A 17,681-nucleotide genomic window follows, 5' to 3' on the forward strand; every position below is an offset into this window, starting at 1 on the left:
TCGCCATCCGTCCGCCCTACGACGGGTCGTATACGGTACGGTCCGGACGGAAGGGGGACAGGTTGACGGAGTTCGAGGGTTTCGACCGACAGGCGACGCGGCGGGCGCTGATCGTCGCCGATGACATGATCGCGCGCGAGGATGCCGTGACGGCGGCACGTGCCGCCGGGGTGGCGGTGGGCGATAGCATCGGTTTCGCCGGGCTGGCGGCGGCGCTGGACGCATTGCCGCATGCCGATGTGCTGGTGGTCGAAGCGGCGGGGGTGGCGTTGGACGTGCTCGACGTCGCGCTGCCGCTATTGGCCGAGCGCGCGACGCGCGACCGGGCGCTGCTGGTGGTCGGCTTCCCGCTCGACGCGCTGGACGTGGTCACGCTGCACCTGTTGGGCGGCCCTGCGACCCTGTTGTGCGAGGCGGGACCCGAGGAGCGGGTGGCAGCGATCATGGTCGGCGGCGCACTCGGCAACGGCGTGCAGGCGGTCGAACGCGATGCCGAACGGCTGCGACGGCTGAACGCCGAGGTCGCGCGGATCGCCGAGGCGTTGCTCAAGCTCAGCCGCGACGGGGCGAGCGACGGCGTCCGCGACCGCTCGTCCGACTTCGCCGCGCCGCCCGCCGACGATGCCGCTCCGGTCGAGATTTCCGCCGCGACCGTGCGCGGCGCGATCCGCGCGCGGCGGATGCGCGACCAGTTCGTGCCCGGCGACCTGTTCGCCGATCCGGCATGGGACATGCTGCTCGACCTGTTCGCCGCGCGGCTGGAGGGGAGCAGCGTGTCGGTGTCGAGCCTGTGCATCGCCGCCGCCGTGCCGCCGACCACCGCGCTGCGCTGGATCACGACGCTGACCGATGCAGGGCTGCTGATGCGGCGCGAGGACCCGAGCGACCGGCGCCGTGCGTTCATCGTGCTGACCGCGCGCGGGGTGGCGGGGATGCAGGGCTATGGGCAGGCGGTGGCGAAGGCCGGGTTGGGCTGGGCGTAGGGGGGCGCTTCTCGTCACCCCGGGCTTTGCCCGGGGTCCCGCTTCTTCTCGACCACAGTTAGAAGCGGGACCCCGGATCAAGTCCGGGGTGACGGTGGCCGCGCGGCGGTCGTCGCGTGGTTTTACCGAGAGATCCCAGCCTTCGCTGGGATGACGTTTGGAGCGGTGATTCCGCCACCTTGCGGGCTGGCGGGATATGCCCGCATCCCTTTCGCCACACACGTCGCCCCAGCAAAGGCTGGGGCATCCCGGTGATGACGCACCACCATTCGCCGCGAGCCGACGAACGCTCGAAACCGACGTCCCGCGCCCGCCCTGCCGTCAGTCGTGGCGAAGCCACGCCTTGTGGCATGGCTTCGACCCGCTGGCCGCGCTTGCGCTGTCGTGTGCTGCCTTGGCAGCACCTCGTCGCGCTGCGCGGTGGTGGGCGCTGACGGGCTCGAACCGCCGACCCTCTCGGTGTAAACGAGATGCTCTACCAACTGAGCTAAGCGCCCCCGTCACCGGGAGAGGTGCGGCATACCGTGGTTTGCCGCGGTTGCAACAGGGATTTGCATGTCGGGCGATCGTCGTCGCCCGACATGCGCCGTCTTACTTCTCTTCCTTCCACACATCGACGCCCGCCGCCTTCGGCTCGCCGATCGCGCCCTGCCCGGCGAGGCTGTGGTCGGTGTCGTCGCCCAGCGTGTCGAGGTGCATCCACCGCTTCACGATCGGCGAGAGCAGCAGCACGACCAAGCCGATGCCGATCGTCCACCACCCGATGCTGTTATAGACCGACAGCGTGCCTTCCTTGGTCATTTCGCCGTCATGGCCGCCGGTCGCCTCGCCGATCTTGCCCGCGACGAAATTGCCGACCGCGGTCATGTAAAACCACGCGCCCATGATCAGGCTGGCGAGGTGTTTCGGCGCCAGCCGGTTCATCGCCGACAACCCCACCGGAGACAGGCAGAGTTCGCCGGTCGTCTGGAAGAAATAGATCAGGAAGACGAACAGCACCGGCGTCGCGATTTCCGGGCCGACGGTGCGGGCGCCCCAGACGAACACCAGGAACGAGAAACCGACCTGCAACAGCGCCAGCGCGAACTTGGCCGGGGCCGAGGGTTCGACGTTGCGCTTGGCCAGCGCCACCCACAATGCCGCGAAGATCGGGCCGAGCAGCACGATGTAGATCGCGTTGATCGACTGGAACAGCGATGCCGGCACGCCGCCGCGATCGACGAAGCGGTCGGTATAGAGGTTGAGCGACCCGCCCGCCTGTTCGAACAGCCCCCAGAACACCGGGTTCAGCGCGATCAGGAACAGGATGGCGAACATCCGCTCGCGCGGTTCCTTGGGCAGCTTGAACGATTCGAACAGGACATAGGCGAGCAGCGCCACGCCGGAGATGATCAGCAGCGTCTCGATCACCGACTGATACTGGATCAGCGCCCAGATCACGCCGATCGACGCCACGCCGAGGCCGTACAGCCCCCATTCGGTGCCCTTCGACAGAGGGCGCGGAGCCTCGCCCTGGCCCTTCAGCAACGGCTTGCCCAGCACGAACACGATCAGGCCCAGCAGCATGCCGAACCCGGCCGCACCGAAGCCGTAGGACCAGCCATAGGTTTCGCCGAGGAACCCGGCAAAGATCACGCCCAGCGCCGCGCCGACGTTAATGCCGACATAGAAGATGGTGTAGGCGCCGTCGCGACGCAGGTCGGTACGGCTGTAGAGCTGTCCGACGATCACCGAGATGTTGGCCTTCAGGAAGCCCGACCCGACGATGATGCAGGCGAGCGCGGCCCAGAAGATGTTGATCGCCGGATCGGCCTGTTTGAGCAGCGGGTCGGTGACGCCGGTCTGCCCTTCGAACGCCATCAGCAGGTGGCCGATGGTCAGGATCACCGCGCCGAACAGCACCGCTTTGCGCTGACCCAGATAGCGATCGGCGAGATAGCCGCCCAGCACCGGCGTGATGTACACCAGCGAGGTGTAGGCGCCGTAGATCAGGTTGGATTCCCCGTCGCCGAACAGCCAGTGCTTGGTGAGGTAGAAGATCAGCAGCGCGCGCATGCCGTAATAGGAGAAGCGCTCCCACATCTCGGCAAAGAACAGGACGTACAGCCCCTTGGGATGGCCGGCGAATTCGTCGCCTTTGCTCGCGGCGGCGACGCCGCCCAGCACCAGCAACAGGATCAGGAACCCCGCCGCGATCGATGGAATGATGGGTAGGCCGAACAAGGATGCATCCCCCAGGAAAAAACTGGCGCGCCCGTCGCCTCTTACGGGCGGGGCACGCGAATGACGGTGAGCCTAACGGCGAAAATCGCGATGCCAAGCGGGATTGTTGCGATTGTGACGATGGCGTTGCGCGCGTGCTTGGCGGGCGGGCTGGTGGCGCCTACATCGCGGCCATGATCTTCAACGACCGCTCCTCGCTGCTCAGCCACCTTCGTACCCGCCGTTCGGGCAAGCCGCGCGACATGGTGGCACCCGGGCCGACCGATGACGAACTGGACGCGATGATCGCCATCGCCGCGCGTACTCCCGACCATGGCAAGCTGGCGCCGTGGCGGTTCGTGGTGGTGCCGGGCGATCGTCGCGCCGCGTTCGGGGCGTTGCTGCGCACGGCCTTTACCGCCGAGAACCCACAGGCGACGACCGCGCAGCTGGAAGCGTGCGATCGCTTCGCGGCAGAGGGCGAGGCGCTGGTCGTCGTGCTGTCGTCGCCGGTCGACAGCCATATCCCGCGCTGGGAACAGGAATTGTCGGCGGGGGCGGCGACGATGAACCTGCTCCATGCCGCGCATGCGATGGGCTATGTCGGCAGCTGGCTGACCGGATGGGCGGCGTTCAGCGACACCGTGCGCGACGCGTTCGGTGGCCCCACCGAGCGCATCGCCGGGTTCGTGTTTCTCGGTTCGCCCGGCCGTCCGCTTGACGAACGGCCGCGTCCCGAACTGGCGCGGGTCGGTACGCGTTGGGTCGGGTGATATGGTAGACTTTTTCGCCCGTTGCTGTATTAAGTCAGCATGACAGCGATCGACCATGAAGACACGCCCGTCTACCTCCGCCTGCGCGCGCTGATCGCCGCCGCGATCCTGCGCGGCGACTATCGTGCCGGGGACCAGTTGCCCTCGGTGCGCGCGTTCGCCGCCGAACATGGCGCCAACCCGCTGACCGTGGCGAAGGCGTATCAGACGTTCCAGGACGACGATTATGTCGAGGTCCGGCGCGGGGTCGGCATGTTCGTGCTGCCCGGCGCGATCGAGCGGTTGCGCATCGCCGAGCGCGAGCGGTTCCTGACCGGCCATTGGCCACGGATTCGCGCGCATATCGACCTGCTGGGGCTTGACGCGCATACGCTGTTGGACGAACGCGCCCCCGCCTGACCGGTACGTTGCGGTGAACCGGTGCCGGGCATCGTCCAATATTGCCGATCGTCCGGAACCATGTCGTACCGTTCCCTTCTCGACACCCTTCACAACGGAACCGTGGCGCGGTGGTGGCGTTCCCTTGCCGACAGGGAGAATGCCATGGAACGAACCGTATCGATGCCGACGCGCGTGCCGCTCTATGCGCTGCACGGTCGCAACAGCTGTCCGAGCTGCGGGGCGTCGCAATGGTTCGTGGGCCGGATCATCGCCGAATGCGCGTGCTGCGGCGATACGCTGCCGATCAACCACGCGGTGCGGCCGACGCAGTTAACGAAGCTGCGGGATATCGCGGCGTAACCGCCGGTTAGTTCACCGCGAGTTAGTTCGACGTCGCCCCAGCGGAGGCTGGGGCCTCCTGCGGCTGGGCGAGTACTCCACTACCGGGAGATCCCGGCCTACGCTGGGGCGACGTGTGGAACTCGCTTAATCTGCCCCCTTCATCGCCATCGCCCGCGCGTACAACTCGCGCCGGTCCAGCCCCAGTGCCTTCGCCACTTCGCCCGCCGCCTTCGACACGGGCAGGCGGGTCAGCGCCTCGCGCAGCGCCGCATCGGCATCGTCGGCGGTGGCGGGGGGCGGGGCGCCGGGGGGGGCGACAACGATCACGATCTCACCCCTGGGCGGCGCATCGGCGTAGCGTTCCGCCAGCACCGACAACGTACCCGTAACGCATTCCTCGAACCGCTTGGTGATCTCGCGCGCCACCCCCGCCTCGCGGTCGCCCAGCCCCTCGGCCAGCGCGGCGAGCGTCGCCGACAGCCGCGGCCCGCTTTCGTAGAAGACCAGCGTCGCGCGGATCGCGGCGATCTCGGCGATCGATTCGGCGCGGGCATGCGCCTTGGGCGGCAGGAAGCCGGCGAACAGGAACCGGTCGGTCGGTAGCCCGGCCAGCGTCAGCGCCGCGACCGCCGCGCAGGGGCCGGGGATCGTCACTACCGCATGGCCCGCCGCGCGCGCGTCGCGCACCAGCTTGTAGCCCGGATCGGAAATCAGCGGCGTGCCCGCGTCCGACACCAACGCCACCGCTTCGGATGCCATTCGCGCGATCAGGCCGGGGCGCATCCCTTCGGCATTATGGTCGTGATAGGGGAGCATCGGCCGCTTGACGCCGATATGGCGCAGCAGCCCGGCGGTGACCCGGCTGTCCTCCACCGCGATAATGTCGGCACGCGATAAAATATCGGCGGCGCGCGGACTTAGGTCTGCGAGATTGCCGATGGGGGTCGCGACGATGTAGAGGCCGGGTTCGAGTTTTTCGGTCATCAGGGGTAGGTCCATGGCAGACACGATAGCGCCACGGCAATGGCGGCATCACATCGCGCGCGCCACGGCGCTGATCGGGGCGGCGTTGCTGGCAGGGTGCACCACGCTGGTGCCCAAGGGGCCGGTCGAACAGGCACCGCCGACGACCACCCGCCCGCAGCCGACCCGGCCCCCGGTCGTCACCGGCGGCATCCCCGAAGATACCCAGCGCCACCGCGTCGCGCTGCTCGTGCCGTTGACCGGTCCCAATGGCGGCGTCGGGCGGTCGATCGCCAATGCGACGCAGCTGGCACTGCTCGACACGCGCAGCGAGCGGGTGCGAATCACCACCTATGACACGGCATTGGGTGCCGCCGCCGCCGCGCAGCGTGCGATCGCGGAAGGCAACCGCCTGATCCTGGGGCCCTTGCTCGCCGACGATGTCCGCGCGGTCGCGCCGATCGCGCGCGGGGCGAAGGTGCCGGTCATCAGCTATTCGAACGACGTGTCGGTCGCGGGCAACGGCGCCTGGCTGCTGGGCTATACCCCGGCGCAGTCGATCGACCGCGTCGTCGGCTATGCCCGCAGCAGCGGCATGACCCAGTTCGCCGGACTGGTCCCCGCCGGCGTCTATGGCCAGCGCGCCTCGACCAGCTTCTTGCGCGCGGTCGAGCAGGCGGGCGGGCGGGTCGTCTCGCTCCAGACGTATCCGCGCGGCGGGATCGCGGCAGCGGTGACGCGGCTGTCGAAGAACTCGCCCTATGAAGCGGTGCTGATCGCCGATCAGGCGGGGCAGGCGGCACTGGCGGTGCCCGCGATCCGCAAGACGCCCAGCCGATCGGCCAAGGTGTTGGGCACCGAGCTGTGGAACACCGAAACCGCGCTGGGCACGATGCCGGCGCTGAACGGTGCATGGTATGCCAGCGTGTCGAACACGCTCTACCGCCAGTTCGCGACCAAGTACCGCGCGCGCTTCAACGCCGCGCCGTACCGGCTGTCGAGCCTCGGCTATGATTCGGTGTTGCTGACCGTCCGCATCGCGCGTGACTGGACGATCGGCCGCGACTTCCCCGAAAGCCGGCTGCGCGCCGAGGACGGGTTTGCAGGCCTCGACGGCGCGTTCCGCTTCGGCCGCGACGGCGTGGCCGAGCGCGCGCTGGAGGTGCAGGAGGTGCGCGCCGGGGGTGCCGCGACGGTCAGCCCTGCGCCGCGGACGTTCGGGGAGTAGGGGCGTTGGACGAGCTTCCCGCCGAGGCGCTCGACAGAATTGCGTGGGAAGACGCCAGTCTTATAGAGATACGGCTGACATCGGCCGGCATCGATCTGGTGATGTTGGCGGACATATCTGGCGCGGTGCCCCGAACCGCCGGGGAAGAGTTTGGCTATTTCATCCTGTCGTTCGCCGGCATTCAGAAGTTGGATATGCCGCTGAGATTCGCGCATTTTGTGCCGGCGGAGTATCCGCGCGACGAGCTGCCCGATCTTGGGGGTATCCATTCACTGGCGATCAACACGTTGCCGGGCGCTGATCGAGGCCTGCCTCCGCGTCACCGAATGACGATGGACTGGGCTTATGGCACGATCAGCTTCGAATGTGAGGCCGTTCGCGCGACGATGATAGCCGAACGTGCCGAAGGTTAGACCCTGATCCTTCCCGTTTGCACCTGACGTCATCCCAGCGAAGGCTGGGATCTTCCAGTTATGGCACGGGACAAGAGCCGCTCGAGGCCCCAGCCTTCGCTGGGGCGACGCTCGTGGCGGGATGGACCAAGCGCCAATGGGCACGAAGCCTCACGCCACCCCGAACGGCACCACCATGTTATCGGCATAATGCCCGACATGCGCCCGGCCCAGATACGGCACGGCCATCGCCTTGGCCCAGCGGGTGACGATCTGTTCCTCGGTCTCGCCGAAGCCGGTGTCGTCGGGATGGCGATCGGTCACCGCGCCCAGCCGGATACCAGCGATCCCCTTCAGCTGCGTCGCCTCGCTCAGCTGCCACAGCAGCCGGTCGATGCGGTACAAATCTTCGCCGACCTCCTCGACGATCACGACATGGTCGGTCAGGTCGGGCAGCCACGGCGTACCGATCAGCGCGCACAGGATGACGAGGTTGAACGCGACGGTGGGCCGCCCGTCCAGTTCGGGCGCCAGCATCGTGCGGTCGCGGTTGACCAGCCATGCGAGCGCGCGCGCCGCGCTGTTGGTGCCGCCGGCCTTGCCGACCTGCGCCGCCATCGGCCCATGGATCGGCCGCCCGATCCGCCGGGCGTACAGTGCCGCCAGCAGAAACCCCATGTCGGAAAAGCCGAGATAGCTTTTCGCCGCCGCCGCGCGGTTCAGCTGCGGCATCACCGTGTCGAGGATACGGTTCGACCCGTATCCGCCGCGCGCAAACCAGATCGCATCGAATCCGGGATCGTTGGCGAATTCGAGGAAAGCGGCGGCACGCTGTTCGTCGGTGCCGGCGAAATGGCCGACGTCGAGGAAACATTGCGGATGCACCACCAGATCGACCGCGGGATAGGTGAGCGCGGCATAGCCCTGTGTCCGGGCCATCTGATCCTCATCCACCCGCCGTGCGGGCGCCACCACGCCGATACGCATCACGCAACCCCGCTTGCCACTCCGGACCAACCCCGATAGCGCCACGCGATGCTGTACGGCAAATCCTTCTTCCTCGTCGGGATCGGCGGGTCGGGCATGATGCCCTTGGCCATGATCCTCGCCGGGCGCGGCGCGACCGTCGCCGGCTCCGATCGCAGCCTCGATCAGGCGAGCCTGCCCGCCAAGTTCGACGCGCTCCGCGCGCTCGGCATCGCGCTGTTCCCCCAAGACGGCAGCGGCATCGTGTCGGGCGAGCAGATCGTCGTCGCCTCCGCCGCGATCGAATCGACCGTCACCGATATCGTCGCGGCGAAGGCGGTGGGTGCGAAGCGAATGGGCCGGGCCGAGCTGCTCGCCGAACTGTTCAACGCCGCACCGCTGTCGATCGGCGTTGCCGGGACCAGCGGCAAGTCGACCGTCACCGGCATGATCGGTTATATCCTCCACACGCTCGGCCGCGATCCGACGGTGATGAACGGCGCGGTAATGAAGGATTTCGCAGGCCCCGACCGCCCCTTCGCCAGCGCGCTGGTCGGGCAGGGCGACGCGTTCGTCAGCGAAGTCGACGAGAGCGACGGGTCGATCGCATTCTATGACCCGCAGGTCGCGGTGCTCAACAATGTCAGCCTCGACCACAAGTCGCTCGACGAACTGCGCGCACTGTTCGGCGGTTTCGCGGCACGGGCGGGGCGGGTGGTCGTCAATGTCGGCGATGCCGAGGCGGCGGCGCTGGCCGCAACGATCGCGGCGGACAAGCGCACCACCTTTGCAGTCGAGGGCGACGCCGATCTGGTAGCACGCGCGCTCGACCTCGACGCCTTTGCCAGCCGGTTCGAGCTGGTGATCGGCGGTGAGGTCCATGCCGTGCGGCTGGCGGTGCCGGGGCGGCACAATGTCGCCAACGCGCTGGCGGCGATCGGTGCGGCGATCGCCACCGGGGTACCGGTCGCCGACGCGGTGCGCGCGATCGCCGGCTTTTCGGGGCTCAAGCGCCGGTTCGAACTGGTCGGACAGGCGGGCGGCGTGTCGGTGATCGACGATTTCGGCCACAACCCGGACAAGATCGCCGCGACCATCGCCACGCTGCGCAGCCAGCCCGGCCGGCTGCTGCTGCTGTTCCAGCCGCACGGCTATGGTCCGCTGAAGGTCATGCGCCGCGAGCTGGTGGCGATGTTCGCCGAGCGGCTGGCGGCGGACGACCTGCTGGTGCTGCCCGATCCGGTCTATCGCGGCGGGACCGTCGCGCGCGAGGTGACCAGCGCCGATATCGTCGCCGACCTGACCGCACGTGGCGCGCCGGCGCGCCACATCGCCGATCGCGCGGATGCGGTGGCGTCGCTGCTCGAACAGGCGCGGGCGGGGGATCGCATCGTGGTGATGGGCGCGCGCGACGATACGCTGTCGGAACTGGCGGCGGGGATGGTGGCGCGGCTGGCCTGATCTGCCGCAACCACTCCCGTCACCCCAGCGGAGTCTGGGGTCTCCCTGTTACAAAGCGCGCGCCTTGCCGCAGGAGACCCCAGCCTGCGCTGGGGTGACGAAGGGCGCGGGACGCCCAATCCCTACCAATTTCTTGACATCCTTGCCCCGCTCGGCGAGCGGACGAATATCGTAAGTAAATAGACGAATTAGTCCGACAAAGCCGATCAAGGGGAGGCCGCTTTGGCACAGACACGGGCGGGTTCCGCCACCACCGGGCTGGCATTCGCCGCCGTCACCACGCTGTTCTTTGCGTGGGGGTTCATCACCTCGCTGATCGATCCGCTGGTCGCGGCGGTGAAGGGCATCTTCACCCTGACCGATTTCGAGGCGCAGTTCGCCGCGTCGGCGTTCTTCCTCGCCTATGGCCTGATCTCGATGCCTGCCGCGATCCTGCTCGGCCGGTTGAAGGCGGTGCCGTCGATCCTGTTCGCGCTGGTCACGATGATCGTCGGCTGCCTGACCATGCTGGTTGCGGCGAACCTCGCGGTATTCCCGATCGTGCTGTTGGGGCTCTTCATCCTCGCGGCGGGCATCACCATCCTGCAGGTCGCGGCGAACCCGCTGGCGGCGGCGCTGGGCGATCCCAAGCTCAGCCATTTCCGCCTGACGCTCAGCCAGACGTTCAATTCGTTCGGCACGTTCCTGGGCCCGCTGCTGGGCGCCAGCCTGTTCCTCGAAGGGGTCGAGGTAAAGGACGGCACGGTGCTGACCGAGGCGGTGCGCGCCGGCGCGCTGGCCGGGATCGACCGCGCCTATTTCTGGATCGCGGGGCTCATCGCCGCGCTCGCCATCTTCTTCTTCCTCAGCCGCAAGGTCGTGTCGGCCGCCGTGCCCGATGCACCGGCCGACATTCCATCGCCCGGCGCGCTGCTGCGCGATGCGTTCTCGTCGCGCTGGGCGGTGCTCGGCGCGGGCGCGATCTTCCTCTATGTCGGTGCCGAAGTCGCGATCGGGACGCAGATGGCGCTGTTCCTGAACGGCGACACCGTATGGGGCGCATCGGACGCGGCGTTCGGCGTTCCGCTGCTGGGGCTGGCGATGGGCAGCGACGGTGTCCCCGGCGTGTCGCTGCAGGAAGCGGGCAAGGCAGTCGCCTTCTACTGGCTGGGCGCGATGGTCGGCCGCGCGATCGGATCGGTGCTGCTGTCGAAAGTAAAGGCGCACAAGCTGCTGGCGCTGTTCACCGGTATCGCCGTCGCGATGTGCCTGTACGTCGCGCTGGTCGGCGGGGTCGGGGCGGGCTTCGTCGCGCTGGCGATCGGGCTGTTCAACTCGATCATGTTCCCGGTCATCTTCACCCTGACGCTGGAACGCTCCAGCGCCAGCGAGGCGGCGACCTCGGGCCTGTTGTGCACCGCGATCTTCGGCGGGGCGGTGATCCCGCTGATCGTCGGGCTGGTATCGGGGTCGGTCGGGCACGGCCCGGCGTTCGTCGTGCCGGCGCTGTGCTATGCCGCGCTATGTGGCTTCGCGATCGCTGCCGGGCGCACCGCGACGCGCAACGTCGCGTCGGCGAAGAGCCTGCACTGACCGGCCGAAGACGGCCATGGTTTCGCCTGCGTAACCGGGTTAGGCTGCGCCCGATCCGTATCGGAGAGAATATCATGGCCGTCGCCAAATTCGCCCTGCTGACCATCCTCGCGCTGCCCGCCGCGCTGTCGGCACAGACCCAGTATGAAGGGGCAGGCGCGCGACAGGACATCGATTGCGGTGGCAGCATCGCCACGATCCGCGGGGCGGGCAATACCGCGATCGTGACCGGGCGCTGCGCCGCGCTGCTGATCGAAGGGGCAGGCAACCGCGTGAGGATCGACCTGGCGCCCAAGGCGACGGTGACGATCCGCGGTGCCAGCAACAGCGTCGTCTATCGCACCCCCGACCGCACCAAGCCGCGCGTCAGTATCGCCGGCGCGGGCAATCAGGTGTCGATGGCGCGTTGACCGGCTGAGCCCGGACATCACCCCGGCGAAGGCTGGGGCCTCCGCTATCAAGCGCGCGCCTAGCCGCGGAAGGCCCCAGCCTGCGCTGGGGCGACGATCCACCCGCATCCAACCTGCGTCATCCCAGCGAAGGCTGGGATCTCCCGATTGTAGCACGGGACAAGAGCCGCCTGAGACCCCAGCCTTCGCTGGGGTGGCGGTTCCGGCCAGATGGATCAACCTCCAGCTCCGGGAGGCTCCGGCTTCCGCTGGCGTGACGTTCTTGGACGTTACGCCGCGACCCGGTCGCGCAACGCCACCTGCGCCAGCGCGATCGATCCCATCGGTCCGGCCTGATCGCCCAGCGTCGGTGCGACGACATAGTCGCACCCCGGCAGCGGCAGATAGCCGTTGATGCTCGCCCTGAGCGCCGGTTCGATCCGCGCCAGCAGGTGCGGCTGCTTGTTCATCACCCCGCCGCCGATCGCGATCCGCTTCGGACCCGTCGTGCACACCATCGCATGGCACATGGCAGTGATCGCCGCCTCGACCCGATCCCACACCGGATGGTCGTTCGCGAGCGTCGAGACATGGACGTCGCCCAGCGCCGCCTTGATCCCCGTTCCCGATGCCAGCCCCTCGACGCAGTCGTCATGGAACGGGCAACCGCTCGGCAACGTATCGATCGGCAGCCGCGGTACGCGCAAATGGCCCAGCTCGGCATGGCCGATCCCGCGCGTCGGCTTGCCGTTGACCAGCAGCCCGACGCCGACCCCGGTGCCGATCGTCACATAGGCGAAATCGTCCAGCCCCTGCGCACAGCCCCACAGGGTTTCGGCGAACGCCGCGCCATTGACGTCGGTGTCGAACGCGCTCGGTACATCGAACGCGGCCGACAATGCGCCCGCGACATCGGTCATCGGCCAGTCGGGCTTGGTCGTGGCAAGGATATGGCCCCAGGTCGGCGAGGCGGGGTCGAGGTCGACCGGGCCGAAGCTGGCGATGCCGAGCGCGGCGAAGCCACCGGCATCCCACCAGCGCTGCAACACCGCAGCGATCGCCGGGATAGTAACCGAGGGATGTTCGGTCGGCACGGTTTCCTGCGCGACGATTACACCCGGGCCATAGGCCAGGGTGCATACGCATTTGGTGCCGCCCAGTTCGATGCCCGCGAACGGCAAGGCGCCGCCCCGCGCCGCCGGATCGAATGCCATGTTCATCCCCCAAAACCCTTGTCACCGGTGAATATCGTATCAGCGTCGCAGGATTTGTCGAAAACCGCAAATTGAAATCGGAATTACCGCTTCGGTGGAATCGGCGTGTATTGCGCAGATACCAGCTGCCAGCGATTGCCGCTGCGCCGCGCGACATAGCCGACGCGCAATGCCCGGATCATGCCGTTGGGCAGTGCCATCGTCTTGCGTTCGCTGACGATGGCGAGGGGACCGGACAGCCGTACGGCCCGCTCGTCGGCGGTGATCGGCGGCGGCGTCTGCTTGCGCGCCGGCTGGTAGAAATCGAGCACGGCCGCGCGCGGATCGACCGTGCCGACCGGTGAAATCTCGACATAGTCGGGTGCCAGCGTCGCCGCGAGTGCCGCCGGATCGAACGCCGCCCGCGCCGCATCGAACCGGTCGATCAGCGCCACGACCGCAGCATCCTGCGTCGGCGCCGCGACCGCCGGACCGACCGCCACCGTCATCAGCGCGCACGCCCCCATCCAAATCTTCATCGTCCGTCCCCCTCCCAAACCCGCAAATTACGCTAACCGCGCTTTAACCATCTTCTGCGACGCTATCGCCTGACCTTCCGGAGGCGAACCCGATGCGGACTCCTGCGCAGCCACCCGACCCGAATACAGCGGCCTCGCCCTCGTGTGGCGGCCGGTTCGCACTGGCGCTCGTCGCCGCGTTCAAGACCGGATGCGTTCCGCCCGCGCCCCATATCGGCCGCCCACCAAAGGGCTGACCCGTCAAGCGACCTCTTCGGCCTTCCACAGCGCGGTGGCGCTGGGCAACAGGAAATGGCTGAACGGCAGGATCGCCGCGCCCACCGCCGGGGCGTCCTCCGCCAGCATCGCACGGCGCACCGACGCCAGCGCCGGGATGTTCGCCGCCGCCGCCTGCATCCGCTGGTTCAGCCGCTCGGCCAGCGTGTCGACATGCCCGCCGGGCAACCGCCCGCCGACGAAGATCGCCGCCGGATTGATCAGGCAGTTGATCGCGGTCAGCGGCTCGACCAGCCGTTCGACCGACGCATCGATCCACGCATCGACCACCGCCAGCAGCGCCGGATCGTCGGCGCGCCCGCCCAGCATGTCGGCCAGGGTAAAGCCCGCATCGCGCAACGGGTGCGACAGGCCCGACAGCGACACCGTATGCTGGATCTGCGTCTGCCCGCCGCGCCCGTCATTGCCGAGCAGGAAGCCCAGCTCGCCCGAGCGCCCCTGCGCCCCGCGATAATAGCTGCCGTCGAGGACCAGCCCGCCACCCAGCGCGGACGAGATCAGGATGTAGAAGAAGCTGGCATGATGCTGGCCGTGCCCCAGCTGCAATTCGCCCATCGCCGCTGCCGCCGCGTCGTTCTCGACGAACACCGGCAGGCCCAGCGGTTCGCTGAACAGCGCGGTCATGTCGGCGGTTTCCCACACCGTATAGGCTTCGGGCCGGCCGGGCAGGTCGACGGTGCCCAGATCGTCGGGGCGGGCGACGCCGATGCCGACGATGCGCTTGGGCTCGATCGCGGCCTCGGCGATCAGTCCCTCGACCGCCGATCGGTAGAAGGCGGCGACGTCGTCGGGCATCGCGAAATCGACCTCGCGGCTGGCGCGGGCCAGCGTCTGTCCGGCGAAATCGACCAGCACGATCGTCACATGGTCGCGATCGATGTTGATGCCGATCGCGTAGCAGGCGGCCGGATTGACGATCAGCTTGGTCGGCGGCTGCCCGCGCCCGCCACGCCGCTGTCCCGCTTCCTGCACCAGCCCTTCGCTCAGCAGGCGGCGGGTGATGTTGGCGATCGCCGGCGGGGTCAGGCCGGTGATGTTGGCCAGGTCGATCCGGGTCAGCGATCCCGACACGCGGATCGCGTGCAGCGTTACCCGCTGGTTATGATCCGCCGCCCGTTCGAGGTTGGTGCCCGACAGGCGGATCGGCGCGCGGTCGTCGGTCACGCGTGGCCCCAAATGGCGACGGGGAATATGGGGGGCAAGATGGTATCTCCCGGTGCGGCGCTGGATGCCGTCAGTTTGTCCGACAACAGCGTGGACCAGCGACCCCCGCGGTTCAATCGCAAACATGATTTCGAAAACCGCGATTAGCACGTTGACAACGCTGTCGGATTTGCCGAACGGGGCATAAAGAAGCGCGCGTCGTGGGGCACGCGATGGGGAGAGCGATGCGATGAAACCGGTTACGACGTTCCTGCTGTGCACTGCGTTGATCGGCGCGACGGCATTTCCCGCCGTGGCGCAGACGGTGCCCGCGCCGGCCCCCGCCGCGACCGCGCATCCCGAACTCTGGCCGCAGGCGAATTGGCCGTACAAGGCCGACCCGGCGATCGAGGCACGCATCGCCGACCTGCTCAAGCGGATGACGCTGGAGGAAAAGGTCGGACAGGTGGTGCAGGGGGATATCGCCAGCCTGACGCCCGAAGACGTGAAGCGCTATCACCTCGGCTCGGTGCTGAACGGCGGCAATTCGGCGCCCAACAACGACGAATTCGCGCCCGCGGCCGAATGGCTCAAGCTCGCCGACAAATTCTATGCGGCATCGGTCGACAAGAGCGGCGGCGGGGTCGGTATCCCCGTGATCTGGGGCACCGATGCGGTCCATGGCCACAGCAACATCGTCGGCGCGACGCTGTTCCCGCACAATGTTGGCTTGGGCGCGATGCACGACCCGGCGCTGATGCGGAAGATCGCGCAGGCGACCGCGGCCGAAATCCGTGCGACCGGCATCGAATGGACGTTCGCGCCGACGATCACCGTGCCGCAGGACCTGCGCTGGGGCCGTGCGTACGAAGGCTATTCGTCCGACCCGAAGCTCGTCGCCAGCTACGTCACACAGTTCATCGAGGGGCTACAGGGTGCGCCGGGCTCCACCAACCAGCTGAAAGGACCCTACGTCCTCGCCTCGACCAAGCATTTCCTCGCCGATGGCGGCACCTTCGGCGGGCAGGATCAGGGCGACGCGAAGATTTCGGAAACCCAGCTGCGCGACATCCACGGCACGCCCTATGTCTCGGCGATCAACGCCGGGGTGCAGACGGTCATGGCCAGCTTTTCGAGCTGGAACGGCGAAAAGATCACCGGGCACAAGGGGCTGCTGACCGATGTGCTGAAAAAGCGCATGGGGTTCGGCGGGTTCATCGTCAGCGACTGGAACGCCCACGGCCAGGTTGCCGGCTGCACCAACGCCAGCTGTTCGCGCGCGATCAACGCCGGGCTCGACATGTATATGGCGCCCGACAGCTGGAAGCCGATCTGGGAAAACCTCGTGCGTCAGGTCAAGTCGGGCGAAGTGCCGATGAGCCGCCTTGACGACGCGGTATCGAACATCCTGCGCGTAAAACTGCGCGCCGGGCTGTTCGAGGCGGGCAAGCCGTCGTCGCGTCCGCTGTCGGGCAAGTTCGACCTGCTCGGCAGCCCCGAACACCGCGCGATCGCGCGCGAAGCGGTGGCGAAGTCGCTGGTGCTGCTCAAGAACAACGGTTCGCTGCTGCCGATCAAGGCCGGCGCGCGGGTGCTGGTCGCCGGGGACGGCGCGAACGACGTCGCGCGCCAGTCGGGCGGCTGGACGCTGACGTGGCAGGGGACGGGCATCGACCCGAAATATTTCCCCGGCGCGACGTCGATCTACCAGGGGCTGGAAGCCGCGGCGAAGGCGGCGGGCGGTTCGACCCAACTGTCGGCCGATGGCAGCTTCACCGGTGCCAAGCCCGATGCGGCGATCGTCGTGTTCGGCGAAACGCCCTATGCCGAGTTCCAGGGCGACATCAAGACGCTGCAACTCCGCCCCGAACTGCGTAAGCCCATGGAAACCATGAAGAAGCTGAAGGCGCAGGGGATTCCCGTAGTCGCGGTCATGCTGACCGGTCGACCGCTGTTCGTGAACGCCGCGATCAACGCCGCCGACGCGTTCGTCGTCGCATGGCTGCCGGGGTCGGAAGGCGCCGGCGTCGCCGATGTGCTGCTCAAGGACCGCAGCGGCAAGGCGAAGCGCGACTTCACCGGGACTCTGTCCTTCGCATGGCCGGCGACGGCCGATGCGACCGGGCCGACCCAGTTCCCGCTCGGTTACGGCCTGACCGGTGCCAGCCGGACGACGGTGCCCGCACTGTCGGAGGATGCCAAGGTCGCCGAAGCCGATGCCGGCGACGTGTTCATGGACAAGGGGATGCCCGCGACGGCGTGGTCGCTGGAAGTCGGCGGCGCCGGCACCGGCGGCAACACCCGCGTCACCACCGTTCCCGCGCAGTCGGGCGGTGGCCGGGTGAAGGTCACCGCGACCGATTACGGCGTACAGGAAGGCGCGCGGCGCTTCGCCCTCGACGGCAGCGGCCCGGCGCAGATCGCGCTCAGCACCCAGTCGCCGGTCGACCTGACGCGCCAGACCAATGGCGACGTCATGCTGCTGTCGACGATGCGCGTCGACGCCGCCCCGACCAAGCCGGTCACTTTGTCGCTGCGCAGCGGCCCCGGCGGTGGGCAGGTGGCGCTCGGCCGCATGGAAAACCTGCCTGCGGGTCAGTGGAAGACGCTGGGCGTGCCGCTCAAATGCTTTGGCGGCAATGCGAACATGGGCAAGGTCGACTCGCCGTTCATCCTCTCGACCGAAGGCACGATGACGGTCAGCGTCGCGCGGGTGGCGCTGGGCACGACGGCGGACGTAAAGGTCAACTGCGCGCGCTAAAGGTCCTCCCCACAGGGTGGGGAGGGGGACCATCCGCAGGATGGTGGAGGGGCAAGGCCACGAGCAAGGCGTTTGCGGCTCTGCCCCTCCACCACCGCTGCGCGGCGGTCCCCCTCC

The 17,681-nt window shown here is 68.0% G+C and carries 16 protein-coding genes and 1 tRNA gene; 10 read left to right on the top strand and 7 right to left on the bottom strand.

All coding sequences use genetic code 11. The features are described 5' to 3' along the window. The first annotated feature begins 62 nt into the window (after positions 1–62). Complete coding sequence (locus MF610_RS11775; protein WP_242196698.1) at positions 63–983, top strand: winged helix DNA-binding protein; 921 nt, start codon at positions 63–65, stop codon at positions 981–983. A gap of 421 nt (positions 984–1,404) precedes the next feature. On the opposite strand, the gene MF610_RS11780 is transcribed toward MF610_RS11775, so the two are convergent. Both MF610_RS11780 and MF610_RS11785 read right to left on the bottom strand, forming a co-directional pair. Then, a tRNA-Val gene (locus MF610_RS11780) sits at positions 1,405–1,480 on the bottom strand. Between the two features lie 94 nt (positions 1,481–1,574). Beyond that, positions 1,575–3,206 carry a peptide MFS transporter gene (locus MF610_RS11785; RefSeq protein WP_242196700.1) on the bottom strand — a complete coding sequence of 544 codons (1,632 nt, stop codon included), beginning with the start codon at positions 3,204–3,206 and terminating at the stop codon, positions 1,575–1,577. Positions 3,207–3,382: 176 nt separating this feature from the next. On the opposite strand from MF610_RS11785, the gene MF610_RS11790 reads away from it, so the two are divergent. The 3 genes from MF610_RS11790 (at position 3,383) to MF610_RS11800 (ending at position 4,699) form a co-directional block, all read left to right on the top strand. After that, positions 3,383–3,958 (top strand): nitroreductase family protein, encoded by a 576-nt coding sequence (locus MF610_RS11790; protein ID WP_242197551.1) that lies wholly within the window; start codon positions 3,383–3,385, stop codon positions 3,956–3,958. 39 nt (positions 3,959–3,997) lie between these two features. After that, positions 3,998–4,357 carry a GntR family transcriptional regulator gene (locus MF610_RS11795; RefSeq protein WP_242196703.1) on the top strand — a complete coding sequence of 120 codons (360 nt, stop codon included), beginning with the start codon at positions 3,998–4,000 and terminating at the stop codon, positions 4,355–4,357. A 144-nt stretch (positions 4,358–4,501) separates the two neighbouring features. Beyond that, a complete protein-coding gene (locus MF610_RS11800) occupies positions 4,502–4,699 on the top strand; it encodes a hypothetical protein (protein ID WP_242196706.1) in 198 nt (65 codons plus the stop codon). A 126-nt stretch (positions 4,700–4,825) separates the two neighbouring features. Here MF610_RS11800 and rsmI read toward each other — a convergent pair whose 3' ends face one another. Continuing rightward, positions 4,826–5,665: a 16S rRNA (cytidine(1402)-2'-O)-methyltransferase gene (gene rsmI / locus MF610_RS11805; RefSeq protein WP_242197554.1), complete on the bottom strand. Its 840-nt coding sequence runs from the start codon at positions 5,663–5,665 to the stop codon at positions 4,826–4,828. Positions 5,666–5,678: 13 nt separating this feature from the next. On the opposite strand from rsmI, the gene MF610_RS11810 reads away from it, so the two are divergent. Next, positions 5,679–6,872 (top strand): penicillin-binding protein activator, encoded by a 1,194-nt coding sequence (locus MF610_RS11810; protein ID WP_242196709.1) that lies wholly within the window; start codon positions 5,679–5,681, stop codon positions 6,870–6,872. Between the two features lie 5 nt (positions 6,873–6,877). Then, a complete protein-coding gene (locus MF610_RS11815) occupies positions 6,878–7,285 on the top strand; it encodes a hypothetical protein (RefSeq protein WP_242196712.1) in 408 nt (135 codons plus the stop codon). A gap of 150 nt (positions 7,286–7,435) precedes the next feature. On the opposite strand, the gene MF610_RS11820 is transcribed toward MF610_RS11815, so the two are convergent. Continuing rightward, entirely contained in the window at positions 7,436–8,251 is an 816-nt protein-coding gene (locus tag MF610_RS11820) for an LD-carboxypeptidase (protein ID WP_242196715.1), read from the bottom strand. A gap of 48 nt (positions 8,252–8,299) precedes the next feature. Between MF610_RS11820 and MF610_RS11825 the strand changes: the two genes are divergently transcribed. The 3 genes from MF610_RS11825 (at position 8,300) to MF610_RS11835 (ending at position 11,673) form a co-directional block, all read left to right on the top strand. After that, positions 8,300–9,691 (top strand): glutamate ligase domain-containing protein, encoded by a 1,392-nt coding sequence (locus MF610_RS11825; protein ID WP_242196718.1) that lies wholly within the window; start codon positions 8,300–8,302, stop codon positions 9,689–9,691. A 222-nt stretch (positions 9,692–9,913) separates the two neighbouring features. Beyond that, positions 9,914–11,263, top strand: a complete 1,350-nt coding sequence (locus tag MF610_RS11830) for an MFS transporter (protein WP_242196720.1) — start codon at positions 9,914–9,916, stop codon at positions 11,261–11,263. A 74-nt stretch (positions 11,264–11,337) separates the two neighbouring features. Beyond that, the gene (locus MF610_RS11835) at positions 11,338–11,673 is read left to right on the top strand and encodes a DUF3060 domain-containing protein (RefSeq protein ID WP_242196722.1); all 336 of its coding nucleotides are present in this window, start codon (positions 11,338–11,340) and stop codon (positions 11,671–11,673) included. Positions 11,674–11,942: 269 nt separating this feature from the next. On the opposite strand, the gene MF610_RS11840 is transcribed toward MF610_RS11835, so the two are convergent. From MF610_RS11840 to MF610_RS11850, 3 genes are all read right to left on the bottom strand, one after another. Further along, a complete protein-coding gene (locus tag MF610_RS11840; RefSeq protein ID WP_242196725.1) occupies positions 11,943–12,872 on the bottom strand; it encodes an ROK family protein in 930 nt (309 codons plus the stop codon). A 77-nt stretch (positions 12,873–12,949) separates the two neighbouring features. Next, entirely contained in the window at positions 12,950–13,384 is a 435-nt protein-coding gene (locus MF610_RS11845; RefSeq protein ID WP_242196728.1) for a DUF4440 domain-containing protein, read from the bottom strand. A 240-nt stretch (positions 13,385–13,624) separates the two neighbouring features. Continuing rightward, positions 13,625–14,824, bottom strand: coding sequence for an ROK family transcriptional regulator (locus tag MF610_RS11850; protein WP_242196731.1), 1,200 nt, complete (start codon positions 14,822–14,824; stop codon positions 13,625–13,627). 229 nt (positions 14,825–15,053) lie between these two features. On the opposite strand from MF610_RS11850, the gene MF610_RS11855 reads away from it, so the two are divergent. Continuing rightward, the gene (locus MF610_RS11855) at positions 15,054–17,564 is read left to right on the top strand and encodes a glycoside hydrolase family 3 protein (RefSeq protein WP_242196735.1); all 2,511 of its coding nucleotides are present in this window, start codon (positions 15,054–15,056) and stop codon (positions 17,562–17,564) included. Positions 17,565–17,681 lie beyond the last annotated feature (117 nt).

It is taken from the genome of Sphingomonas hankookensis (genome assembly GCF_022664465.1).
Classification (GTDB): domain Bacteria; phylum Pseudomonadota; class Alphaproteobacteria; order Sphingomonadales; family Sphingomonadaceae; genus Sphingomonas; species Sphingomonas hankookensis.